The sequence below is a fragment of the Pseudomonas yamanorum genome (assembly GCF_900105735.1).
GTDB lineage: Bacteria > Pseudomonadota > Gammaproteobacteria > Pseudomonadales > Pseudomonadaceae > Aquipseudomonas > Aquipseudomonas yamanorum.
The window spans coordinates 6,064,299-6,088,485 of sequence record NZ_LT629793.1 but is presented as its reverse complement, the minus strand read 5'-3'; the positions used below and the strand labels follow the sequence as shown (position 1 = coordinate 6,088,485).

20 protein-coding genes are annotated in these 24,187 nt (G+C 62.4%); 8 read left to right on the top strand and 12 right to left on the bottom strand.

All coding sequences use genetic code 11. From position 1 onward, the window contains the following. Nucleotides 1-40 precede the first annotated feature (40 nt). From BLU46_RS28445 to BLU46_RS28395, 11 genes are all read right to left on the bottom strand, one after another. Nucleotides 41-739 (bottom strand): NAD(P)H-dependent oxidoreductase, encoded by a 699-nt coding sequence (locus tag BLU46_RS28445; protein WP_093208463.1) that lies wholly within the window; start codon nucleotides 737-739, stop codon nucleotides 41-43. A gap of 9 nt (nucleotides 740-748) precedes the next feature. Further along, nucleotides 749-2,368 carry an ABC transporter ATP-binding protein gene (locus BLU46_RS28440; protein WP_093208458.1) on the bottom strand — a complete coding sequence of 540 codons (1,620 nt, stop codon included), beginning with the start codon at nucleotides 2,366-2,368 and terminating at the stop codon, nucleotides 749-751. A 2-nt stretch (nucleotides 2,369-2,370) separates the two neighbouring features. Then, nucleotides 2,371-3,198 carry an ABC transporter permease gene (locus tag BLU46_RS28435; RefSeq protein ID WP_063028960.1) on the bottom strand — a complete coding sequence of 276 codons (828 nt, stop codon included), beginning with the start codon at nucleotides 3,196-3,198 and terminating at the stop codon, nucleotides 2,371-2,373. Nucleotides 3,199-3,201: 3 nt separating this feature from the next. Next, entirely contained in the window at nucleotides 3,202-4,161 is a 960-nt protein-coding gene (locus BLU46_RS28430; RefSeq protein ID WP_010173705.1) for an ABC transporter permease, read from the bottom strand. A gap of 186 nt (nucleotides 4,162-4,347) precedes the next feature. Next, nucleotides 4,348-5,934 (bottom strand): ABC transporter substrate-binding protein, encoded by a 1,587-nt coding sequence (locus BLU46_RS28425; protein WP_093208453.1) that lies wholly within the window; start codon nucleotides 5,932-5,934, stop codon nucleotides 4,348-4,350. 12 nt (nucleotides 5,935-5,946) lie between these two features. After that, nucleotides 5,947-7,557 (bottom strand): 5-guanidino-2-oxopentanoate decarboxylase, encoded by a 1,611-nt coding sequence (locus tag BLU46_RS28420; protein WP_093208450.1) that lies wholly within the window; start codon nucleotides 7,555-7,557, stop codon nucleotides 5,947-5,949. An 11-nt stretch (nucleotides 7,558-7,568) separates the two neighbouring features. Continuing rightward, nucleotides 7,569-9,668 (bottom strand): acetate--CoA ligase family protein, encoded by a 2,100-nt coding sequence (locus tag BLU46_RS28415; RefSeq protein ID WP_093208446.1) that lies wholly within the window; start codon nucleotides 9,666-9,668, stop codon nucleotides 7,569-7,571. Nucleotides 9,669-9,686: 18 nt separating this feature from the next. Beyond that, nucleotides 9,687-10,847, bottom strand: coding sequence for an acyl-CoA dehydrogenase family protein (locus BLU46_RS28410; protein WP_017475434.1), 1,161 nt, complete (start codon nucleotides 10,845-10,847; stop codon nucleotides 9,687-9,689). 42 nt (nucleotides 10,848-10,889) lie between these two features. Beyond that, on the bottom strand, nucleotides 10,890-11,681 hold the full coding sequence (locus BLU46_RS28405; protein WP_093208441.1) for an enoyl-CoA hydratase/isomerase family protein: 792 nt from the start codon (nucleotides 11,679-11,681) through the stop codon (nucleotides 10,890-10,892). A 154-nt stretch (nucleotides 11,682-11,835) separates the two neighbouring features. Continuing rightward, nucleotides 11,836-12,474, bottom strand: coding sequence for a TetR family transcriptional regulator C-terminal domain-containing protein (locus BLU46_RS28400; protein ID WP_063028948.1), 639 nt, complete (start codon nucleotides 12,472-12,474; stop codon nucleotides 11,836-11,838). A gap of 41 nt (nucleotides 12,475-12,515) precedes the next feature. Then, entirely contained in the window at nucleotides 12,516-13,274 is a 759-nt protein-coding gene (locus BLU46_RS28395; protein ID WP_063028946.1) for a class II aldolase/adducin family protein, read from the bottom strand. 131 nt (nucleotides 13,275-13,405) lie between these two features. Here BLU46_RS28395 and BLU46_RS28390 point away from each other — a divergent pair, with 131 nt between their 5' ends. From BLU46_RS28390 to BLU46_RS28360, 7 genes are all read left to right on the top strand, one after another. Next, entirely contained in the window at nucleotides 13,406-15,361 is a 1,956-nt protein-coding gene (locus BLU46_RS28390; protein WP_093208436.1) for an oxidoreductase, read from the top strand. Beyond that, nucleotides 15,349-15,927 carry a helix-turn-helix domain-containing protein gene (locus BLU46_RS28385; RefSeq protein ID WP_167410153.1) on the top strand — a complete coding sequence of 193 codons (579 nt, stop codon included), beginning with the start codon at nucleotides 15,349-15,351 and terminating at the stop codon, nucleotides 15,925-15,927. The genes BLU46_RS28390 and BLU46_RS28385 overlap by 13 nt, the downstream gene beginning before the upstream one ends. Nucleotides 15,928-16,048: 121 nt before the next feature. After that, on the top strand, nucleotides 16,049-16,255 hold the full coding sequence (locus BLU46_RS28380) for a hypothetical protein (protein WP_063028939.1): 207 nt from the start codon (nucleotides 16,049-16,051) through the stop codon (nucleotides 16,253-16,255). Continuing rightward, complete coding sequence (locus tag BLU46_RS28375) at nucleotides 16,243-17,070, top strand: hypothetical protein (RefSeq protein ID WP_063028937.1); 828 nt, start codon at nucleotides 16,243-16,245, stop codon at nucleotides 17,068-17,070. Before BLU46_RS28380 ends, BLU46_RS28375 begins: the two co-directional genes overlap by 13 nt. Nucleotides 17,071-17,231: 161 nt before the next feature. After that, the gene (locus BLU46_RS28370; RefSeq protein ID WP_093208432.1) at nucleotides 17,232-18,620 is read left to right on the top strand and encodes an amidase; all 1,389 of its coding nucleotides are present in this window, start codon (nucleotides 17,232-17,234) and stop codon (nucleotides 18,618-18,620) included. A 94-nt stretch (nucleotides 18,621-18,714) separates the two neighbouring features. Further along, nucleotides 18,715-20,067 (top strand): citrate-proton symporter, encoded by a 1,353-nt coding sequence (locus tag BLU46_RS28365; protein ID WP_063028934.1) that lies wholly within the window; start codon nucleotides 18,715-18,717, stop codon nucleotides 20,065-20,067. Between the two features lie 101 nt (nucleotides 20,068-20,168). Next, entirely contained in the window at nucleotides 20,169-21,515 is a 1,347-nt protein-coding gene (locus tag BLU46_RS28360; protein WP_093208429.1) for an OprD family outer membrane porin, read from the top strand. Nucleotides 21,516-21,518: 3 nt separating this feature from the next. On the opposite strand, the gene BLU46_RS28355 is transcribed toward BLU46_RS28360, so the two are convergent. Beyond that, nucleotides 21,519-22,421, bottom strand: coding sequence for a LysR family transcriptional regulator (locus BLU46_RS28355; RefSeq protein ID WP_093208424.1), 903 nt, complete (start codon nucleotides 22,419-22,421; stop codon nucleotides 21,519-21,521). Nucleotides 22,422-23,416: 995 nt separating this feature from the next. Here BLU46_RS28355 and BLU46_RS28340 point away from each other — a divergent pair. Continuing rightward, entirely contained in the window at nucleotides 23,417-24,187 is a 771-nt protein-coding gene (locus tag BLU46_RS28340) for a FadR/GntR family transcriptional regulator (protein ID WP_003215747.1), read from the top strand.

The window sequence follows — 24,187 nt, the reverse complement described above, 5'->3', positions numbered from 1 at the left end:
CGAGCAAGCCCGCTCCCACACTGGATCTTCACTTACTTGACTAACGTGGATACAGCGCCTCATCAAACTGCTCGAGCTTGGGAAACACCAACGGCTGGTCATCCGCCAGCCCTTCCAATCGCTGCTGGTAGCGGTGCAGAAAATCCTGCCGAGCCTCGGCGCTGATATACGGCACATGCCACGCCACAAACGGCTCGAGCACTTCAAATCCGACATACGCCAGCGTGCCACGCAGAATCGGCCGCAGCATGTCCTCCAATGGCCCATGAATCGCCCCCTCGCCAAACATATGCTCGCGTCCGCCGAGGGTCACCGTGACCAGCGCTTTCTTGCCCGCGAGCCCGCCCTGATCGTAAAACCGCTTGCCGCCGTAACACACCCCCGACACCAGCACCCGGTCAATCCAGCCCTTGAGCATCGCGGGCGCCGAGAACCAGAAGATCGGGAAGTTGAGGATCAGCAGATCAGCCCACAGCAGCTTGTCCAACTCCTGCTGGATATCCGCCGCGATGGATTGGCTTTTCACCCCCAGGCGCTGCTCCAGGGCATACACCAGGTAGTCGGGGTTCTCCCGGGAGGTGAAGTCCGAGGCGCTGGCTACGGGATTCCAGTTCATCGCGTACAAATCACTGACCTGCACCTCATGCCCCTGCGCTTGCAGGGTGGCGATGGCCTGGTCACGCAAGGCCGCGGTAAACGACTGCGGCTCGGGATGGGCATGGACAATCAACACCTTCATAAAAACTCCTCAAGAAGTTAGGGCGGCCCGTTCGGCCAGCAAATGGTCGAGCCAGTCGGGGTCCATTTCCGGCTCCGATGAAAACAGCAGGCCGGTGTAGTCCTGATACGGCGGGGTGAAGATCGCGCTGCGGCTGCCCTGGTCCACCACCCTGCCCCGCTGCATCACCACCACTTCGTCGGCAATGGCGCGCACCGTGGCCACGTCATGGGTGATAAACAGGTAGGCCACGCCCAACTGCTGCTGAATTCGATTGAGCAGTTTCAGCACGCCCTCGGCGACCAACTGATCCAGGGCCGAGGTCACTTCGTCGCAGATGATCAGTTGTGGGTCGGCCGCCAGGGCGCGAGCGATGCAGATCCGTTGCTTCTGGCCGCCGGACAGTTCTCGGGGCTGACGCTCCATGAACGTGGCCGGGTCCAGCTCGATCATCTCCAGCAACTCGGCGACCCGGGCGCGCATGGCCTTGCCCTTGAGGCCGAGGTAGAAGGTCAGCGGCCGGCCGATGATGTCGACGATGCGCTGGCGCGGGTTCAACGCGGTATCGGGGATCTGGTAGATCATCTGGATCCGTCGCAACTGCTCCTTGCTGCGCCGACGAAAGTCCGCCGGCAACGCTTCACCGTCATACAGCACCTGCCCCGCCGTAGCCGGCAGCAACCCGGTAATCAAGCGTGCGGTGGAGCTTTTGCCGCTGCCGGACTCACCGATCACCGCCAACGTCTGGCCGCGATGCAAGCTCATCGACACGTCATGCAGCACCGGCTGATGCCCGTAGCTGGCGCACACCTGACGCACTTCCAGCAACGGCACCTGCTGCTGCGGACAGGCCTTGGGTTCGGTGCGAAAGCTGCGCACCGCCCACAGGGATTTGGTGTAGTCCTGCTGCGGGGCGCTGAGCATGGTGCGGGTCTCGGCCTCCTCCACCAGCTTGCCGTGGCGCAGCACCATGATGCGGTCGGCCATCTGTGCGACCACCGCCAGGTCATGGCTGATATACAGTGCGGCGCTGCCGAAGGTTTTTACTGCATCGCGAATCGCCGCCAGCACTTCGATCTGGGTGGTGACGTCGAGGGCGGTGGTAGGTTCGTCGAAGATGATCAGGTCGGGGTGGCAGGCCATCGCCATGGCGGTCATCACCCGTTGCAGTTGCCCGCCGGACACCTGATGCGGATACCGTTGACCGATGGTTTCCGGATTGGGCAGGCGCAGCACGCGGTACAACTCCACCGCATCCCGTTCAGCCTGGGCGCGACTGATACCGCCATTGATCACGGCGGTTTCCACATGCTGGTCAATCAGCCGGTGGGCCGGGTTGAACGACGCGGCGGCGCTCTGCGCAACGTAGGCAATCCGCAGTCCTCGAAGCTTGCGCAAGGCTTCGGGTTTGGCCTGCAGCAGCTGAATGCCGTCAAAGCACACCGAGCCACCGGTGATGCGGCAACCGTCGCGGGCAAAGCCCATGGCCGCCAGGCCCAGGGTTGATTTACCCGCGCCAGACTCACCAATCAACCCCAACACCTCGCCCCGCTGCAAGGTCAAATCGATGCCCTTGATCAACGGATGCCAGGCGTCTTCGTAATGCCCTTCAATCTGCAGGTTGCGGATTTCCAGCAATGGCTTGTCCATCCTCAACACTCCTTCAGGCCGCTGGATTTATGCAGCATCCAGTCGACGACAAAATTCACGCTGACGGTGATCAACGCCACTGCCAGCGCCGGCAGCAACGGGCTGATATCGCCGAAGGTAATCAGCACCGCATTGTCGCGGACCATGCTGCCCCAATCGGCGGTGGGCGGTTGAATGCCCAGGCCAAGGAACGACAGCGCGCTGATAAACAAAAACACGAAGCAAAAGCGCAGGCCGAATTCGGCAATCAACGGCGCGGCCGCGTTGGGCAGCACTTCGCGGGTGACCAGCCACCAGAGCCCTTCCCCGCGCAGCCGCGCGGCTTCGACAAAATCCTGCACCACCACGGTCATCGCCACGGCCCGGGACAGGCGAAACACCCGGGTCGAGTCCAGCAGTGCAATCACCAGCACCAGCGAGGTGGCATTGGTGCCCACCACGCTGAGAATCAGCAAAGCGAAGATCAGCTGCGGGATCGCCATCAGGATGTCCACCACCCGCGACAACCCCTGATCGACCCAGCCGCCCTTGATCGCCGCAATCAAGCCGCTCAAGCCACCCAGTAAAAACGCCAGCACTGTCGTCAAAAAAGCGATGCCCAGGGTGTTGCGCGCGCCATACACCAGGCGGCTGAACATATCCCGCCCGAGGTTATCGGTGCCCAGCAGGAACTGGCCGCTCCAGGGTGCAAACCCGTCGCCCACAACCTGGGTTTCCCCATAGGGCGCGAGCACCGGTGCAAACAGCGCCACCAGCACGTACAGCACGATAATCAGCAGGCCGAACTTCGCGCTCAATGGCGCCCGGGCCAGTTGTGTGAGAAGGCTCATGGTCTACCCCTTGGGATGCATCAGACGTGGGTTGGTGGCGATGGACAGCACATCGGCGCCGGTATTTAGCAGGATGTAGGTGGCGGCAAAGATCAGGCTGCACGCCTGCACCACCGGGATATCGCGCTTGGACACCGAGTCCACCAGCAACTGGCCGAGACCCGGGTAGACAAACACCACCTCCACCACCACTACGCCCACCACCAGATACGCGAGGTTGAGCGCGATCACGTTGACGATCGGCGCCAGGGCATTGGGCAACGCGTGGCGCCAGATAATCCGCGACTGGCTGATGCCCTTGAGCCGGGCCATTTCGATATACGGGCTGGCCAGCAGGTTGATCAGCGAGGCGCGGGTCATGCGCATCATCTGCGCAATCACCACCAGGCTCAGGGTGGCCACCGGCAGCACCGAACGCTCGAGGATGGTGCCGAATGAGGCGTCCGGCGCCAGGTTGGACAGGCTGGGAAACCAGCCCAGCTTGACCGAAAACACCAGGATCAGCAGGTAGGCGACGAAGAACTCCGGGAACGACACCGCGCTCAGGGCCGAGGTGTTGAGCAGGCGGTCGAACCAGCTATTGCGGTACAGCGCGGCAAGCATGCCCAGCACCAGCGCCAGGGGCACCGAAACCAGCGCGGCCAATGCCGCCAGGCGCAAGGTGTTGCCCAGGCGTGCGCCGATCAGTTCGGCAATGGGCCGCTGGTTGGCCAGGGACGCGCCGAGGTCGCCGTGCAGCAGGCGCAACAGCCATTGCACGAAGCGGCTCAGGGGCGGCAGGTCCAGTCCCAACTGCGCCCGAAACGCCGCCACGGTTTCCGGCGTAGCGGACTGGCCGAGCATGGCCTGGGCGATATCGCCGGGCAGCATGCCGACCGCCAGGAAGATGATCACCGAGACGGCGAACAACGACAGCAGGCCAAGGGCGAGGCGTTGGAGTACCAGTTTGAATAGGCTATTCATGTTCGGTTCTCATGAGTTGGGCATGTTCTCGAAGGCGACAAATGTCCTCTGTGGGAGCTGTCGAGCTTTAGCGAGGCTGCGATGCAGGCGCCGCGGTTTAACAGGACACCGAGGTGATGCCATCGCAGGCAAGCCAGCTCCCACACTTGATCTTCATTGCTTGAGGGATAGCGTTCGACACAAGAGTCACGCCTGCCACCACCGCTCGATCAGCCGCAACCCATCCAGTTCCCCATACGGCGCCGTCAGCGGTCCATGGCTGATGCGGTTCGAGCGGGCCGCCACGGAGCTGGCGAACAACGGCACAATCGCCCCGCCGTCGTCCCGGCACAGGCTCTGCATTTCGTTGTACATCTCCTGGCGCAGCGGCGCGTTCATCTCCCCCCGCGCCGCGTTGAGCAACTGATTGAAGCGCGGGTTATCCCAATGGGTTTCGTTCCACGCCGCGCCCTTGGCGTAGCCGATGCTGAACATGCGGTCTGCAGTCAGGCTGCTGTACCAGAACGAGGTGGTGAATGGCTGCTTCATCCAGATGTTGGAGAAGTACCCATCCGCCGGCTCGCGCACCACATCGATATCAATCCCGGCCTGACGCGCCTGTTCCTTGAACAGCACCGAGGCGTCCACTGCGCCGGTGTAGGCGGCATCAGAAGCTTGCAGGCGCACCTTCAGCGACTCGACACCGGCCTTGCGCAGGTAGAAGCGCGACTTGTCCGGATCGTAGGTACGCTGCTCGAGGGCAGCGTTGATAAAGCGGCTGCCGGGCTGGATCGGATGGTCGTTGCCCACCAGGCCATAGCCATGCAGCACCGAGGCCAGCAGGGTTTCGCGGTTGATCGCATGCTTCATCGCCATGCGGATGTCGTTGTTCTTGAACTCGTTGCTGTCGCAGAGCATCGGGAAGGTGTAGTGCTGGGCACCCTTGGTTTCTTCGATGACCAGCATGGGATTGCGCTTGAGCAGGGCCACGGTTTTCAGGTCGACCTTGTTGATCACGTCCACTTGCCCGGTGACCAGCGCATTGACCCGCGCTGCGCCGTCGGCAATCGCCAGCAGCTCGGCGCTGGCGAAGTGCGCCCGGCCCGGCTTCCAGTAATCCGGGTTGCGCTCCAGGTCCATGCGTACGCCGGGCTCGAAACTTTTCAAGCGATAGCCGCTGGTGCCGATCCCGGCCTGCCAGTCGGCGGCACCGTCCTTGGCGGGCATGATCACCAGGTGGTAATCGGCGACCACATAGGCGAAATCGGCATTGCCCGAATGCAGTTCGAACACCACCGCATCGCTGCCCTTGGCGCTGACACTGGCCACATCGCCGATTACCGTTTTGGCCGCCGACGTGGAGTTGGCTGCCAGGTGATGGTTAATCGAGGCCACCACATCGTCAGCGGTCAGGCTTTTGCCGTTATGGAAGGTCACGCCCTGGCGCAGCTTGAAGGTCCAGATGCGCGCGTCGGGCGTCGACTCAAAGCTCTCGGCCAATTCGGGGATGGCGCTGCCGTCCACCGCGATTTCGGTGAGGGTGTTGTACACCGCCGAAAAGCCGACGAAGGTGAAGGTGTCGACCCAGGAGCTTGGGTCGCGGGAGTCGGTGGTGCTGCCGCCGGCCAGCCCCATGCGCAGCACACCGCCCGCCTTGGGCGTGGCCTCTTCGGCGAAGGCCTGCAGCGGCAGGCCTATGGAAAACGCGGCGGCCACGGCACCGGCTACGGCGCTGTGTTTGAGGAAATCCCGTCGGTGCATCGCTTGAGTCATTTTGTTGTTGTTTTCGCTCATGGTGTTGCTCCTCTAAAGGTTCACACAGGCATGCTTCAACTCGATCAAGGTCACGCCGTTGCGCTTGAAGCCGTTACGCAAATCCGTCTGCAGCTCATCCAGGTTCTGCGGCTCACTGACCGTGCAGCCGAACGCCCGCGCCAGGGCGGCGAAGTCCGGGTTGCGCGGCAGTACGCCGATGGGTTCGATGTCCAGGTTCAGCATGTCGTCGCGAATCTGCCCCAGGGCGTCGTTGTTCCACAGCAACACCACCAGCGGGCTGTCCAGTTCTTCCACCGCTGTGGCCAGTTCCTGGGCGGTGTAGAGAAAGCCGCCGTCGCCCACCAGCACCAGGCCGGGCCGCTCCGGCGCGCCGAACTTGGCGCCGATACCGGCCGGCAGGCCGTAGCCCAAGGTGCCGTAGCCGGTGGGATGCAGCCAACTGCGGGTGGCATTGCTGGGGAAGGTGTAGTTACCGGTGTAGGCCAGTTGGGTCATGTCACTGCTGATGAAGGCATTGGTGGGCAACTCGGCGGCGACGCGGTCGAGAATCGCCTGGTGAATCCGTTGCAACGGACCATGGCCGCTACTGACTGCCTGGCGTAACGTCGCGACCGCAGCGGTGGCGGCATCCGCGTTGCGCGGCGTGGCTGGCAAGCGTTCCAGCAAAGCCAGCGTCGTTTGCCGGGCATCACCGTGCAACGCGACAGCGCAAGGATAGAAATCGTTGAACTTGCGCGGGTCGATATCCACGCGCAGCAGCTCGCCGTTAATGGGCAGGCGTTCACGCCAAAAATCCGTATTGGCCATTTCGGTGCCGATGGCCAACACCACATCCGCCTCGGCGATAAGCTGCCAGCCGGGCTCGACACACAAGGTCGAACCGGCATTCAACGGATGCGCCACCGGCAACAACCCCTTGCCGGCGACACTGCTGAAAAACGGCGCCGCCAACTGCGTGCTCAAGCGCTGCAAGGCCTCCGCCGCCAATAGCGCGCCGCCACCGGCAATGATCATCGGACGCTTGGCCGCCGCCAGTTTCGCCACGGCCTGATCGAGGCTTTCAGCCGATGGCAGACCTCGCCCGGGACGGCGCACCACGTCATTGCTCCAGTCGCGCTTGATCGGCGCCGACAGCACATCCAGCGGCACCGAAATATGCACCGGCCGCGGCCGCTCACTGTCGAACACCGCGTAGGCCCGCGCGATCAATTCCGGCAAATCCTCGGCACTCAACGCCACCGCCGAAAACGCGGTGATGGGCGCGGTCATCGCGCGCTGGTCCTGGGTTTCATGCAGGCAGCCCCAGCCCTTACCGAGGCTGGCGGTGTGGTTAACGCTGGAAATCACCAGCAGCGGAATCGAGTCGGCGTATGCCTGGCCGATTGCTGTGGCGGCGTTGGTCACCCCCGGCCCGGTGATGATGAAACACACGCCTGGCTTGCCGCTGACCCGCGCATAACCGTCGGCCATAAAGCCGGCGCCCTGCTCGTGGCGAGTCAGCACATGCCGAATGCCACTGCCGGGCAAACCGCGATACAGCTCCAGCGTGTGCACGCCGGGAATCCCGAACACCGTGTCGACGCCATAGTTGGCCAGCAATCGCACCAGGGCCTGGCCGCCCGTCAAGGTTTTGCTTTGCATCGTCATCTCCTTCACACCTGGGCGAGACGGATCAATGCATCGACCGCCGTGGCGCCCCGGGCATTGACCAGCAATGGGTTTACATCGAGTTCCAGCAACTGCCCGGCGTTGGCGCAGGCGTAGTCGGCCACCGCACGAATCGCCGCCACCAGCGCCTCCATGTCGGCCACTTCCCGCCCGCGAAAGCCTTGCAGCAATGCGGCGCTGCGCAGGCTGAGCAAGGCATTGCGGATCGCATCGTCGGTGGTCGGCAGCAACAGGCTGCGACTGTCCTTAAGCAATTCCACCAGGATTCCACCGGCACCGATCACCAGTGCCAGGCCGAAATCGTTTTCGCGTTTGATGCCCACAATCAGCTCGGCCAACGGCGGCGTGGCCATGGATTCCAACAGCAGGTGATCGAACGGTACATCTGGCGCATAGACAGCAATCCGCTCACGCATATGGGCCAGGGCGGCGGTCAAGGCTAAGCCGTCCTGCAAGTTGAGCGCCACCGCGCCCGCTTCGGTTTTATGCGGTAGATCGGCACTGACGGCCTTGAGTACCAGCGGGTAGCCCAGCACTTTGGCATCGGCAATGGCCCGTGCTGGCGTGCTCAAGACACCGGCCGGCGTGGTCAGGCCGAAAGCACGCAAAGCCTGCTTGGAATCCCACTCGTTAAGCGACTGTCCGAGTGCTTCCAGCGCTTGCGGGCACAGCGGCACCAGTACCGATTCGCCACGGGCCAGCAGCGCCCGGCGATTGTTTTGGTAGTCGGCAATCCGGCCCCAGGCCGCCAGCGCGTCTTCCACGCCCTGCAACGCCGCAACACCTTGTGCATGCAGGCGCTCGCGAGCGTGAGCCGGCAACAATTCGGGGAATGCCGAGGTGACAAAGCCGGTCTTGCCATGGCGAGTCAGCGCACTGCAAAACAGCTCCAGCAGCAGGTCGCATTCCTTGCGCTCACCGGTAAATTCCGCCGGGTAGTCGAGCACCAGCATCGCCGCATCCGCTTCGGTGCGCAGTGCCGTATCGAGCATGGTATTGAGGGCTTCGCTGTTGCCCCAGATGGCCGTGGTGAAATCCAGCGGGTTGACCAGGTTGGCGTAGCTCGGCAGTACCTGCGCCAGTTCCGAACGCTGGCCCTCATCGAGTTTGGGCAGGCTTAAATCGTTGCGCTCGGCGTAGTCGGCAATCAACCCGGCATCACCACCGGAACAGGCCAGGGCGATCAGGCTGTTGCCCGCCGGCAAGTTACCGCAGGCCGCAGCTTTCAGGGTTTCGACAAAACTCACCGGGCCACTGACCCGGATCACGCCCAGGCGCGCAAACAGGCTGTCGTACAACGCGTCTGAACCCGACAACGAACTGGTATGACTCAAGGCCAACTCGGCGCCGATCTGCGACACGCCGGTTTTCAGGGCGATGATCGGAATGCCTTTTTCCAGGGCCTTATGGGCCGCACGGGCGAATCCCGGCACATTCTTCAAGCCTTCCAGGTGCAAGCCGATGGCCGTGACGCACGGCTCGTCGAGCAGCACATCCATCAACTCGGCAACCCCCAATTGTGCCTGGTTGCCCACCGACGCCATATAGGCCACCGGCAGCGAACGGTCGCTCATGGACAGGTTGTAGGCAAAGTTGCCGCTCTGGGTCAGCACCGCAACGCCCTTCTCTACCGGCTTGCCGCCATGGGCCACCGGCCACAATGCCGAGCTGTGCAAGTAGTCCAGCAGGCCATAGCAATTCGGACCCAGCAGCGCCATCTCGCCAGCCGCCTCGAGCAGTTGTTGCTGCAAGGCCTGGCCCTCGGCGCCGGTTTCGGCAAACCCGGAGGCGTAGCAGATGGCGCCACCGGTACCTATGGCCGCCAGTTCGGCGACACAGGTCAGGGTCAGCTCGCGATTGGTAGCGATAAACACCGCGTCCGGACCGCACGGCAAATCGGCCACGCGACGCACGCAGGGAACGCCATCAAGGCTGTCATGTTGCGGGTTGACCAGCCACATCTGGCCGTCAAAACCACCTTCGGCGCAGCGCTTGAGGGCACGGGCCATGCTGCGCCCACCGACAAACGCCAGGTGACGGGGCGCCAGCAGGCGCTTGAGATTGTCGCGAATAGCCTGGGACATAAGCGTTCTCCCACCCGATCAGCGCAACAGCGGCCGCAAGAGCTCGCGGGCAATAATGTGGCGCTGGATTTCCGAAGTGCCTTCCCAGATCCGTTCGATCCGCGCGTTGCGCCAGATGCGCTCCACCGGCCCTTCGTCCATCAAGCCCATGCCGCCGTAAATCTGCACGGCCTCATCAGCGACCTTGCCCAGCACCTCGCTGGCAAACAGCTTGGCCATGCCGGCCTCGCCGTCGGTCATGGTGCCCTGGTCCATTTTCCAGGCAGTGTTCAGGGTCAGCAGTTCGGCCGCGCGGATTTGCGTGGCCATGTCGGCGAGCTTGAACGAGATGCCTTGATAGGTGCCGATGGGCTGGCCGAACTGCTTGCGATCCGCCGCCCATTGCAGGGACACGTCCAACGCACGCTGGGCCTGGCCGACGCAGTTGGCGGCCACCATCACCCGGCCAGCGGTCAGCCAGGCGTTGGCGACCTCCCAGCCTTTGCCGACTTCGCCGAGGACTTTTGAGGCCGGCACGCGGCAGTCGTCGAAGAACATTTCATAGGTGTGATAGCCGCGGTTGCTGACGCACTTGGGGCCTCGGCGAATGGTCATGCCCGGCGTGCCACGGTCCACCAGGAACGAGGTCACGGCGTTGCGCTGGCGGCCGTTGTGTTCATAGGTGTCGGTAACGGCAAACACGATCGCAAAATCCGCGTGGCCGGCGTGGCTGATGAAGTGCTTGCTGCCGTTGAGCACAAAGTCATCGCCGCTGCGCACGGCGCGGGTCTTGATCGCGTTGGCGTCGGAACCGGCACCCGGCTCGGTCAAGGCAAAACAGTCGATCTTCTTGCCCTGCACGCACGGCAACAGGTACTCGCCAATCTGCGCGCCGGTGCAGGCCATGAGGATTTTCGAGGGCCGGGCGACAAACACATGCAGCGCCCAGGACACCTTCGACAACTCCCGTTCGATCAACGCCTGGGACAGGTAATCCAGGCCGCCACCGCCGACCTCTTCCGGCATGTTGAAGGCATAAAACCCGGCGGCAATCGCCTTGTCCCGAATCTGTGCGGCGAGCTCCGGCGAGACTTCATCGGCGCGGTCTACCGCCTCCTCGTGGGGCAACAATTCCTTGGCAACAAAACTGCGTACCGCGTCCACCAACATGTCTTGTTCTTGGCTGGGCTGGAAATTCATGGCGCTACCTGTCGATCGTTCGAGGGGTGTTTTGAGGAGGAATCAGTTGCCGGAGAAATTCGGGGGACGCTTTTCCATCGAGGAGCGCAGGGCTTCAGCACCGTCGGCGCTGCGTCCGCACAGCAAGCCGGCGGCGAGTTCGGCCTGGAGCTGCTCGGGCAGGCTGCGCCCGGCGCCTTCGCGGATCAGGGTTTTGGTCTGGGCGAAGGCGAAGGTCGGGCCGTTGGCCAGGCGTGTGGCCAGGTCGGTGACGTGGGCGTGCAGTTGCTCATCGGCGACCACTTCGCCCACCAGGCCGGCGGCCAGGGCGCGGTCGGCACTCCACAATTCGTCGAGAAATAGCAGGCGCTTGGCCTGTTCGATGCCGATCAGGCGCGGCAGATGCCAGCTGGCACCGGCGTCCGGCGAGTAGGCCATGCTGGTGTAGCCGGCCTTGAAGCGTGCCGATTGCGCGGCTACACGCAGGTCGCAGCACAGGGTCAGGTCCATGCCGGCGCCGACCGCCGTGCCGTTGATGGCAGCGAGGGTAGGTTTGTCGAGGGTGTGCAGGCGGGTCATCAGGGCGTGGGCGGTTTCGGTCCAGCCGTAGGTTTCGAGGGCACCACGGGCTTCGGCGTCGGCCCATTCGGCGAGGTCCGCACCGGCGCAGAAGCTGCGACCAGTGCCGGTCAACACCACCACACGTAAGGCCGGGTCGCTGTTGAAACCGTCCAGCAATGCATGCAGGTGCTTGAGGGTCGGGATGTCCAGGGCGTTGCGCTGGGCGCCGCGATTAAGGGTGATCCAGGCAACGCCTGCTTGCACTTGAGTGAGCACGGACGGATCTGTAGTCATGGAATCCTCGAATTATTTTAATTGGCTTGAGGGGGGCGACATGGGGCGATACTAAACGAGTGTTCAGTAAGGAGGCAATCGGGTAACCGCAAATATTTTTCGAGGGGAAAATGCCGGCCCGGACATTGCGTCCAGGCGGCGCGGAATCGTCAGTTCAGGGTTTGATCTGGAAGCGTTTGCGGCCGCCAGACTGCAAGCCGTCGACCCAGGCTTCGCAGATCTGGATGCCCTGTTCCGGGGTGAAGGTGCCGGGGTTGAGCCCCGATTCCAGCCACAGGCCATCGAGCAAGGCGCTCAAGGCGATGGCCGCCAAATCGGCGTCGAACTGCTTCCAACCCTCCTCCTCGGCCATGTCCACCAAAGCCGAGCGCATGATAGTGCGGTACTCGCCATAGGAATGTTCGTGGGCCTGGTTGATCGCCGGGGCCGTCTTGACCGCGCCCCAGAACACCAGCCAGGCATCCAGCAGTTGCGGGTCCAGCAACTCGGGGGAAAACGAGCCGTGAAAGAACGCCGACAGCCGCTCCCGCGGGCTGGGCGGCGCCTTGGCCATGGCGTCACGCAGCAAGTCCATGACTTGCCGGGTGATAGACCGATAGGCCTCGGCCACCAGCTCATCCTTGCCCGAATAGTGATGACTGATCAGCCCCACCGACACCCCGGCCTCGGCGCTGATCTTGCGGATCGACGCGCCCTGGAAGCCGTCGCGCTTGAGGCACACCAGTGTGGCCTGGACCAGATTGGCCTTGCGCAACTCCGGTTCCATACGGGAGAAACGGGATTCCTGGGTCATGAGGCGGTGTCCTTGGGTAGAGTCGGCTGGACGACTCTACCTCACTCCCGGAAACCCGGCGACACCCGATCCAGCAACCGCAGTAATGCCGCCCACGCCAGTTGCATGGCGTCCAGGTCTGCCAGCTCGCCCTCTTCCAATGAGCGGCCAGGCTCATTGAACTGCCGCTCGGTGTATTCACACACGTCTGCAGGCGGCAGGATCAGCTTGCCGCACGCCTGGGCGGCGATCTGGATATCGCAGGCCTTCTCCAGGTAGTACATGCGCAGGAAGGCCTGGCTGACCGTCTCCCCCACCGTCAACAAACCATGGTTGCGCAGCATCAACACCGGTTTGTCGCCGAGGTCGCGCACCAGTCGTTGTTGCTCGTCCATGTCCAGCGCCACGCCTTCGTAGTCGTGGTAGGCAACCTTGCCGTAGAACTCCATGGAAATCTGGTTGACCGGCAACAGCCCGCATTCCAGCGCCGCCACCGCACACCCGGCGCGGGTGTGAGTGTGCAGCACGCACTGGGCGTCTTCGCGGGCGCCGTGAATCGCGCTGTGAATCACAAACCCCGCCGGGTTGACGCCATGGGTCGAAGCCTCGACCGCGCGCCCGTCCAGGCCGATCTTCACCAGGCTGGACGCGGTGATCTCCTCGAACATCAGCCCATAGGGGTTGATCAAAAAGTGGTGTTCAGGCCCGGGGATGCGCACTGAGATATGGGTGAAGATCAGGTCGCTCATGCGAAAGTGCGCGATCAGCCGGTAGCAGGCAGCAAGCTCTTCACGCAGCTGTCGTTCGGTGGCCCCAGTCATTTTTATTCTCCAGGCGGGTGGTTGATGTGGCTGACGCTAATCCAGTCGCCAGTAAAAAAACAAGTTGATTTTTTACTGAGGCTGACCTCCTATAGAAAAATAATAACAACAGCGCCTGGAGTATCCGCACCATGTCGCCCCATGCCTTTCCGCATCTTTTTGAACCGTTGACGCTGCGCGGCAAACGCCTGAAAAACCGCATCATGTCCAGCGGGCACGACACCTCGATGCCCACTGACAACCGGGTCAACGAGCAGTTGATCGCCTACCACCGGGCACGTGCCGAAGGCGGCGTCGGGCTGATTGTGTTGCAGGTGGCCGGCGTGCATGACAGCGCCCGCTACACCTCCCATGTACTGATGGCCACCGATGACAGCTGCATCGAGGGCTACCGCCGACTGGCCGAAACCTGCCATGCCTACGGCACCGTGGTGCTGTCGCAGATTTTCCACCCGGGACGGGAAATCATGGAGTCGGCGGATGGCTTGCTGGCGGTGGCTTACTCGGCGTCAGGGGTGCCCAACGAGCGGTTCCGGGTGATGCCGCGCGCCCTTGACCAGTTGATGATTGACGAGATTGTGGCCGGCTACGGTGCGGCGGCGAGGCGCCTGCATCAGGCGGGGATTGACGGCGTGGAAGTGGTCGCCAGCCATGGGTATCTGCCGGCGCAATTTCTCAACCCGCGAGTGAACCGCCGCACCGATGGCTACAACGGCGAGCTTGAACAACGCCTGCGTTTCCTGCGGGAAATCATCGCCGCAGTACGGGCCGAAACCGACGAACAGTTCATCATCGGCCTGCGCATCTCTGCGGATGAGCGCGACCCCGAAGGCCTGACGGAAGATGACTCCCTGGCAGCCGTGCAACAGCTGCAATCACAGCTGGATTATGTGCACATCGTCGCCGGCACCTCGGCCTCCCTCGGCGGCGCGATCCATATCGTGCCCCCAATGGCCATTGCTCCGGCTTACCTGGCCACAGAAGCCGCAATGTTCAAGGCCAGCCTGTCGATTCCGCTGTTCGTCACCGGGCGTATCAACCAGCCCCAGGAGGCCGAGCTGATGCTGCAGCGCGGCCAGGCCGATGTGTGCGGCATGACCCGCGCGCTGATCTGCGACCCGCGAATGCCGGCCAAAACCTCAAGCGGCCATGCCGAAGATGTACGGGCATGCATCGCCTGCAATCAGGCCTGCATCGGCCACTTCCACAAAGGCTTGCCGATCTCCTGCATCCAGCACCCCGAGACCGGCCGCGAATTGCAGTTTGGCCAGTTGCAACCGGCATTGCGACGCAAGCGGATTATGGTCGTCGGCGGCGGTCCGGCAGGGATGAAAGCCGCAGCGGTGGCAGCACAGCGCGGCCATGAAGTGACCTTGTATGAGGCCAATGCCCAACTGGGCGGCCAGGTGCTCCTCGCACAGTTACTGCCACGGCGCAGCGAGTTTGGCGGCGCCAGTACCAACCTGCAGCGCGAGATGGAACTGGCCGGGGTTCGCGTGGTGCGCAATACCCGAGTCGACCGTGCTTTGGTGGAGCGCGAACAACCCGAGCTGGTGATCGTCGCCACCGGCGCCGAACCCTACTGGCCGGCCTTCGAACGCGGCGGTGAGCTACAGGTGGTGGACGCCTGGCAAGTGCTGCGCGACGAGGTCCCGCTAGGCCGTTCGGTGGTCGTGGTGGATTGGCGTTGCGACTGGATCGGCCCGGGCATCGCCGAGCGCCTCACGCGCGCCGGCCATCAGGTGCAGCTGGCGGTGAACGGCACCCATTGCGGGGAAAACCTGCCGTTGTACGTGCGGGATCAACTGGCCGGTGAACTGCACCGGCTGGGCATTCCCATCATCCCTTACGCTCGTTTGTATGGCTGCGACGACACCACCGTCTACCTGCAACACACCGCCAGCGGCGAGCCGATGCTGCTGGAAAATATCGACACCCTGGTGTTGTGCCAGGGTCACCAGCCGGTGGACACTCTGGGGGCAGAACTGGAAGGCCTGGTGGCGTTCAGGCGCATCGGCGATTGCCTGGCGCCGCGTACCGCCGAAGAGGCGATTTATGAAGGATTGAAGGTAGCGTGGGACATTTGAACGACCAACCGCCACAGCTGTTTCTCGGCACCCGCATCCGTGGCTTGCGCAAGGCCCGGGGCATGACCCTCACGACCCTGGCCGAGCTGAGTGAACTGACCGCCGGCTACATCAGCCAGTTGGAAAGAAACCTCGCCTACCCGTCGATCCCGGCCCTGTTCAACATCGCCCGCAGCCTGGGGGTGACGATCCAGTGGTTTTTTGCCAGCGAGACCACGCCGGCCGCGGAGGATGAAGGTTTTGTGGTGCGCAGGAACAATCGCCAGAGCATTCACTATGAGGACGGGATCGTCGACCAGTTGCTGACACCCCTGCCCAATCATCAATTGGAGATGCTGCACTCGCGCTTTCCACCGGGCACCTATAGCCAGCAGAGCTATAGCCATGAGGGTGAAGAGGCGGGTTATGTGTTGAGCGGAACGTTTGAGTTATGGGTGGGCGAGCGGCATTTTCAGCTGGCTGAAGGCGACAGTTTCAGCTTCTCCAGCAGTGAGCCACATCGGTATGGCAACCCCGGGAAGGTGGATGCGGTGGTGATTTGGGTGATTACGCCGCCGACGTTTTAGACCGTTGGTGTGAATGGAGACGTTTCCTACGGGAACTGGCGACGCTGGCACGCCGGCCATCAATGGCGGGGGTCAAGGCCGCTTGCTATAAAAACGACTACATCTTTTCGAGGTCGTCGCCATGTTTGGATTGTATTCGTTGTTTGCCGGTAAGCCGACTCAGGATGACTTGGATACGGTGGAAGCCATCAAGTCGAAAAGAACCATGAGGATTGAGGGAGAATGGGGTATTTCAGTCTCCGCCGAAGAAGTCATGGAATCCGAGGCCTACAAAGAAGCAATTCGCCAAGTCCGCAAAATGGAGGCCAATGATTCATGGGCCTGCTGATCATTTTTCCGTTACTGGTCAGCGGTTATCTGGTGTGTATCAAGCATCCTTATTACTACTGCCGGCTGCATCGTTTTGAAGGGCAGTTACTCTATCTACAGGTTGCGCGACTGGGACTGGTTTGCCTGGTCGTCGCCAGCCTGACAAGTGCCTTGATTCTGGCATTGTCCCAACAGGCGGTTTACGTCGCAGGCCGTGGGGTTGCAACAGACTATGGCCGCTATCTCGGCGCCTTATTGGTACAACTCGATATTGCCAACGAAAAGAATGCCGCACTTTGGGTTTTCTGGCTGCAGACCGGCTTGACCACCCTGGTCATTCCTTCTCTCTGGGCAAGACTTTATGTCAACGCGAAGAAAAAAGAGCTGAAGTTGAAATCCGATGAACAACTGAACTGCCGGCTCGCCCTGAACATCCTTGAAGGCACACCTTTCAAATACCTGCTCAGAGAATCCATCCAGAAGTACACGCCTTGCATGTTCAGCTTGAACGATCGAAAGGTGTACGTAGGCATTGTCGTATTCGTTGGCATGCCCACCGAGTCAGAAGGAATGGACCATGCATTTACTCTTCTCCCCCTGCTTAGCGGCTACCGTGACAAGGACACACTGGAAGTCACCCTGAGCACACGTTATTCAGATAGCAGCCACCCAGCCCCCATCATGCTGATCCAGGAAAACGTAGTCTCTGTCACTCGCTTCGATTTCACCACCTGGAACACTTCACACGCTCGAAAGAACCGCCCACCTCAACAGGAGCCGTTCTTCAATCACCGCTCCATCCGTACGACAAAAGCCTCAAGCGCCTGCGCCTGAGGTTTTAAAATAAGCCAGAGGCTGCGCTTCGGGTTTCAGTGCACACAAAAACGCAACACTGAACTGCACCGATTGTGATGGCCGCGCCACATCGGGGTTTATATAGTCGTTCCTACTGCAACCCGCCATGAGCCAGCCGGCCCATCACAAGGAAGCGTTCGATGACTGACCTGCATACCCTTACGGCCGCCGAACTGTTGGCGCAATTTGCCAGCCGGCAACTCGCGCCCATCGACTACTACGACCAGCTCCTGGCCCATATCGACCGCTGGGAGCCGAAGATCAACGCGCTCTATGCCTTCGACCCGCAACAGGTACGCCAGCAAGCCCAGGCCTCAACCGAGCGCTGGAACAAGGGCCAGCCCAACGGTGCCCTCGACGGCGTACCGGTGACCCTCAAGGAATTGATCGCCACTGAAGGTGTGCCTATCCCCCTCGGCAGCGCCGCCACCCGACTGACCCCGGCCCTCAGGGACGCACCGCCCGCAGCCCGTATGCGTGAAGCAGGCGCGATTATCCTGGCCAAGACCACCAACCCGGATTTCGGCATGCTGTCTTCCGGCCTGTCGAGCTTCCACGGCATCACCCGCAACCCGTGGAATACCGCCAACAACACTGGCGGTTCCAGCTCCGGTGCCGCCGCTGCGGCTGCCGCCGGTTACGGCCCACTGCACGTGGGCACCGACATCGGCGGCTCGGTGCGCCTGCCCGCCGCCTGGTGCGGCCTGGTGGGATTCAAGCCGACCCTGGGGCGCATTCCCATTGACCCGTACTACACCGGCCGCGCCGCCGGGCCCATGACCCGCACCGTCGACGACTGCGTGCTGCTGATGCAACACCTGGCCCGCCCCGATGCCCGCGACCCCACCAGCCTGCCGCCACTCGCCACCCAGTGGAGCAACCAACCGCTGTCGGTCAAGGGCCTGCGGGTCGGCCTGATGCTCGAGCCTGGCGTGGGCATGCAGCCTGAAGGCTTCGTGTGTGAAGCGGTGGAACACGCCGCACGGCTGTTCGAAGCCCATGGCGCCAAGGTCACGCTGATCCCGCCGATCATGGACCGGGCACAACTCGACGGCCTCGATCATTTCTGGCGCGCCCGGCAGTGGGGCGACTTGTCCGCGTTGAGCAGCGAGCAGTTCGACAAGGTCTTGCCGTATATCCGCGACTGGGCCGCGCCAGGGGCCGAGATCAGTGGCGTACAGGCCGTTAAAGGCTTCAACCAGACCTTCGAAATGCGCCGCCGCGCCGCGCAGGTGTTCACCGAACTCGACCTCGTGCTCTCCCCCACCAACCAGGTCAACGCATTCCCCGCTGAGTGGCCTTCACCCAGCAACGACCCGCAACAGCCGTTCGAACACATCGTGTTCACGGTGCCCTGGAACATGGGCGAACAACCGGCGCTGTCGATCAACTGCGGTTTCGCCGCCGATGGCATGCCCATCGGCTTGCAGATGATCGCCCCGCGTTTCGCCGATCAATGGCTGCTGCAAATCGCTAAAACCTACGAGAGCTGGCGTGGCGCAATCCACCACTGGCCGAATCCTTCCTGACTTTGACGCTGTAAGAACTGCCCACCCACACGCCAGCTCCGGGCCTACACGGCCGGGAGCTTGGACGACCTATAACTAAAATCGAGGGGCTGGTATGCACACTGAGCAATTGACACGATCCGATCCTGATCACGCACCCGAAACACCGTCCCCGGACGCCGGCAAAAAGAGCATTTTTGCCGTGGTCCTGGGTAACGCCGTGGAGTTTTTCGACTTTGGTGTGTACGCAACCTTTGCGGTGATGATCGGCCACACGTTTTTTCCGTCCGACAGCGCCTTCGTCAGCTTGATGCTGTCGGTCACCGCGTTCGGTATCGGCTTTATCGTCAGACCACTGGGCGCGGTGCTGATCGGCGCCTACGCCGACCGCGTCGGGCGCAAACCGGCTATGCTGTTGACCCTGGTGATGATGGCCGTGGGCACCGGCAGCATCGCGATATTGCCCGGCTACGAGACCATCGGCATCGCGGCACCGATCCTGCTGGTGCTCACCCGCATGATCCAGGGCCTGGCCTGGGGCGGTGAAGCCGGCCCCGCCACCACCTACATCCTCGAAGCGGCGCCACCCCACAAACGCGGGACCTACGCCTGCTGGCAAGTAGTCGCCCAGGGCGTCGCAGCCATGGTGGCCGGGCTGGTAGGGTTCACCCTGACCAAGGTCATGTCCCCGGAAGACCTCAATAGCTGGGGCTGGCGCGTGCCGTTCGTGTTCGGCCTGCTGGTGTTGCCGATCGGCATCTACATCCGCCGCAACCTCGCCGAAACCTTCCACGGCCACGGCGAGCAAACCAGCACCGGCGACCTGGTACGGGAAGTCTGCGGCAAGCACCGGCGCGCACTGGTGCTGGGGTTGCTGATCCTTTCCGGCAGCACCATCACCCAGTACTTCCTCAACTACATGACCACCTTCGCCCTCACCGAACTGAAGCTGCCCACCAGCATTTCCATGCTCTCGACCCTGGTGGCCGGCGCCGCCATGGCCGTGTGCGCGGTGGCCGGCGGCATGCTCTGCGACCGCTTCGGGCGCCGGGTGATCCTGATGACACCGCGGGTGGTGTTGCTGCTGATCCTGTTCCCGGCCCTGCAACTGATGACCGAACACCCCAGCCCGGCGACCTTCCTGCTGACCCTCGCGGTACTCTCGGGCCTGCACGGCATGAGCGGCGCGGCGTTGATCGTGCTATTGGTGGAAAGCTTCCCGAAATCCGTGCGCTCCACCGGTTTCTCCATCGTCTACGCCTTCGGTGTGGCGGCGTTTGGCGGCACCGCGCAGATCATCATTACCTGGCTGATCGGCACCACCGGCGATCCAATGTCACCGGTCTGGTACCTGCTGATCGCCAACCTGGTGTGCCTCACCGCCGCCTGGTTCGCCAAGGAAACCCGCCCGTCGCTGCCCGGCAGCCCGGCCCGCGAAACCCGGCTCACAGAAGCTTCGGTTCGCTGAATACCTTTTCCCACTGTCCCGCGTCTTTTCGCCACCGACCGGCAGCACCTGAGGGTCTGCCGGGACGGTCGCCTTACGTCTGATTTGTATGGGGATTTACCATGTATTCACGTCTTTTACTGGCCGTCACCCTGGCGTCCAGCACCCAGGCTTTCGCCCAAGAGAACGCTCAAGCCAGTGCACCGGGCTTCCTCGAAGGCAGCACCCTAGACCTTAACCTGCGCCACTACTATTCCAACCAGCACACCAAGCGCACTACCCACCTGAGCATCAAGAAACCCGGCGGCATCGAGCCCACCCGTGTACGGGAAACCTGGGTGCAGACCAGCATGCTCAAGTACAGCTCCGGCTACACCCAGGGCCTGATTGGCGTGGGCGTGGATGCGGGAATCTTCAGTGCGGTCAACCTGGAGCGTGGCCACGGCAAGGTGGCCAATGGTGGCGACCGGGTGCTGGTAGACGGCGACGGCGATGCGATTCCCACCTGGAGCCGCCTGGGTGTGGGCGACGTGCGTTTGCGCCTGTCCAGCACCGAGATCAAGGCGGGCCGGCTGATGACCGACAACCCGATCCTGCGCTACAAGGACAACCGTGCCCTGCCCTCCAGCTTCCAGGGCGTGGGACTGTTCAGCAACGAATTCGACTGGTTGTCGGTGCAGGGCGGCAGCTTCGAGCGGGCGATTCCGCGCACCGGCACCGGCGCCGAAAAGCTCACCACCACCTTCGGCAACCGCGCCTACAGCGGTGCGCGCATCAGCTACCTGGGGGCCACGGTAAAGCCGGGTTACGGGCTGGAAGCCAGCGTCTACGCCTCGCGCTTCGAGGACATGTGGGACCAGACCTACGTCGGCCTGATCCACCGCATCGGCGATAAAAGCGACATCGCCCTGAAGGCCGCCTTCAACTACTACCACACCAGTGATTCGGGCGACAAAAACCTCGGCTACATCGACAACAACGCCGCCAGCCTGGCCTTCACCGCCACGCACCTGGCCCACAGCCTGACGCTGGCCTGGCAGCAGGTGTTTGGCAATGAATACTTCGACTACGTGTGGGAGTCCACCGGCAACTACATGGCCAACTCGCTGTACTCGGACTACAACGGCCCCAACGAAAAGTCCTGGCAACTGCGCTACGACCTGGACTTCGCCGCCTACGGCGTGCCCGGCCTCACTGCCAGCCTGTGGCACGCCAAGGGTTGGGACATCGACGGCACCCATTACGATGGCGACCGCAACGGCCACAACACCGGCTACAACGTGCGCAGCCTGGATGGCGCCAAGCACAACGAAAACGGCTTGATGGTGGCCTATGTGATTCAGTCCGGAACACTCAAGAACACCGTACTGCGCACCATCGTCTACAACCACCGCGCCAGCGGCGGGCAGATTGACGGCAGCTACGATGAGTTCCGCCTCGTTGCCAATGTGCCGATCAACATCTTCTGAGACTCAGTTCAGCGAACAACGCTGCATCGCCCCCGCCAGCATTTCCTGGCACTTGAGCACCGCCACCGAACGGGGGCGGTTGCGGTACACGCAGAGGTCGATGCGGATGCGGCCGAGGTCTTCATCGGCGATCGGCACGGCGACCAGGCCGTCGCCCAAGTCCCGTACGTCTGCCTCGACCTGGGGCAAAATCAGCACCGCTGCCCGTTGCCGGGCCAGGCTCTTCTGCACTTCCAGGGAGCTGGTGGTGAACACGGGGTCGAGGGTGACACCGCGTTTTTTCGCGGCCACTTCCAGGGCCTGGCGCACGCCGTAGGCCGAGTCGGGAATCGCCAGGGGCTGGCCTTGCAGTTCGCTCAATTCGATGCTTTCGCGTTGGGCGAAGGGGTGTTCGGCGCTGACCAGCACCCGGTGCCACAGCTGGCAATGGGCAGTGACTTCGACGTCGGCGCGTTCTTGCAGGTAGAACGCCAGGCCCAGGTCTGCCTCGCCGCTGCACAGGGCGTCGAGGGTGGCCGATGCACTGGCGATTACGATGTTGAAGGTGACCTTGGGATGGCCGCGGTAGAAGGTGGCGAGTACCGGGGCGAGTACGGTGGAAACGATACTTTCTGACACATGGATGCTGATGTTACCGGCTACCTGGCTTTGGCGGCTGGCGATGACTTCGCGTACCTGGTCGAGGCCGCGCAGGGTTGAGGTGACTTGTTCGGCCAGGCATTCGCCCTCGGCGGTGAGGCGGATGCCGCGGGGGCCGCGTTCAATCAGGGCGGCGCCGAAGAAGTGTTCCAGGTGTTCGATCTGGCGGCTGACGGCGGTTGGGGTGACGTATAGACGTTCGGCTGCCTTACGCAGGGAGGCGCAGCGGGCGACCTCGTGGAAATATCGCAAGGCGCGTAGTTGCATGGGGGGTGCTCCTTTTTTTGGGGTTGGGGTTTGGGGGGGTACGCAATTACTGCGCCATGCATGTGTACATATCCGTTTCTTCGGTCACGGCGGCTTATGGTTCCGCTCTTACAGCGGCTCACTTTGGAAAAGCCCCAAAGTAAGCAAAGGGCTCTGCCCCGCCTGTCGGCACCTCGCCTAGGCTCGGTGTTCCCTCACTCCGGCATTGCTCCGCGGGCCGCCGCGACGGGCCATCCATGGCCCGGCGCGGCTAAACCGGCGTCCTGCCGGTTTACCCGCTCCGCACTGCCTGCGTTCGGCCTCGGGCTTATTGGGGCAGTCAGATCAAAATCAAAATCAAAAGCAAGAGCACAGCGGCCTACCGGCCGGCTTGAGTGTTAAAAGCAAAGGCAAGATCCAGAGCGAAAGCCAAATCTGAAGCTGATGCAGCTCTGCTTTTCTGTGGGAGCTGGCTTGCCTGCGATGCAGACACCTCGGTACATCAGGTACACCCAGTTGATGCCATCGCAGGCAAGCCAGCTCCCACATTTGACCGTGCCCGCTTTAGCTTTTGATTTTGCTCTTCAACACTCAAGCCGGCCGGTAGGCCGCTGTGCTCTTGATCTGCTTTTGATCTTGATCTTAGGCGCCCCGTTAAACCACGCTGGCCGAACGCAGGCTTTGGAGCGTGGGTAACCTGGCAGGACGCCAGGTTAGCCGTCCTGGGCCAGGGATGGCCCATGACGGCGGCCCACGGTCCAAAGCCGGAGTGAGGGCACACCGAGCCTAAGCGAGGTGCCGAGTGGTGGGGCAAGAGCGTTTTGCTTACTTTTGCGCTGTTCAAAAGTGAGCCGCTGTAAGAGCGGAACCCTAAGCGGCCGTTACCTAAATAACGGATATACACACCCCCACCATTTACGACCCATCCAAACCAAAAACGACCCCCTCCGTTGACGCCCCACCCCAAACCCCTATTAAGTACTATTAATGCGCATTAATAGGATCAATCAACCACCATGCTAAGCCGCCCGTTGCGCCGCAAACGCCAGAAGCTCTCCGACGTGATCGTCGAGTCGGTCAAACGCTCAATCGTCACCGATGCACTCAAGCCCGGCGACCGTTTGCCCACCGAACGCGAACTGATGGAAAGCTTCCAGTGCTCCAAAGGCTCCGCCCGCGAAGCCCTAAAGGCGCTGGAAGTCGAAGGCCTGGTCAACACCCGCACCGGCCCCAGCGGCGGGGCCTACCTCAACCAGGCCGGCACCGAACCCGCCAGCCGCGCCTTGCGCAACTACCTGCACTTCCAGCACCTGGACGGCGAGCAGGTCTACCAACTGCGCAAAGTCATCGAAGTCGAACTCGCCGTCTCCGTGCTGGGCCGCCTGAGCGAAGACGACTACCGCGCCCTCCAGGACAACGTCGATTTTTGCAGCGCCCCCGAAGACAGCGAAGCCGGCCAACGCGAACAACGCATCGCCGAACTGGAATTCCACAACCTGCTGGCCAAGGCCTGCCCCAACCCGCTGCTGAGCTTCATGGCGCAATTCCTCAACGACCTGCTGCGCGACCTGGTCGTCCTGAAAAAAGCCTACAAACCCAAGCGCAAGCAATTCGACGCCGCCAACCTCGACTACCACAAGCAACTGCTGATCGCCTTCCGAGCCGAAGACGAAGCCACCGTACGCAGCCTGATGCACGAACACATGTGCGACGCCGAACACCACATGACCGCCCTTGAAGGTGAGGTCAGCCCGCACTTTCTACTGGAGTTCGATCACAACCACTGA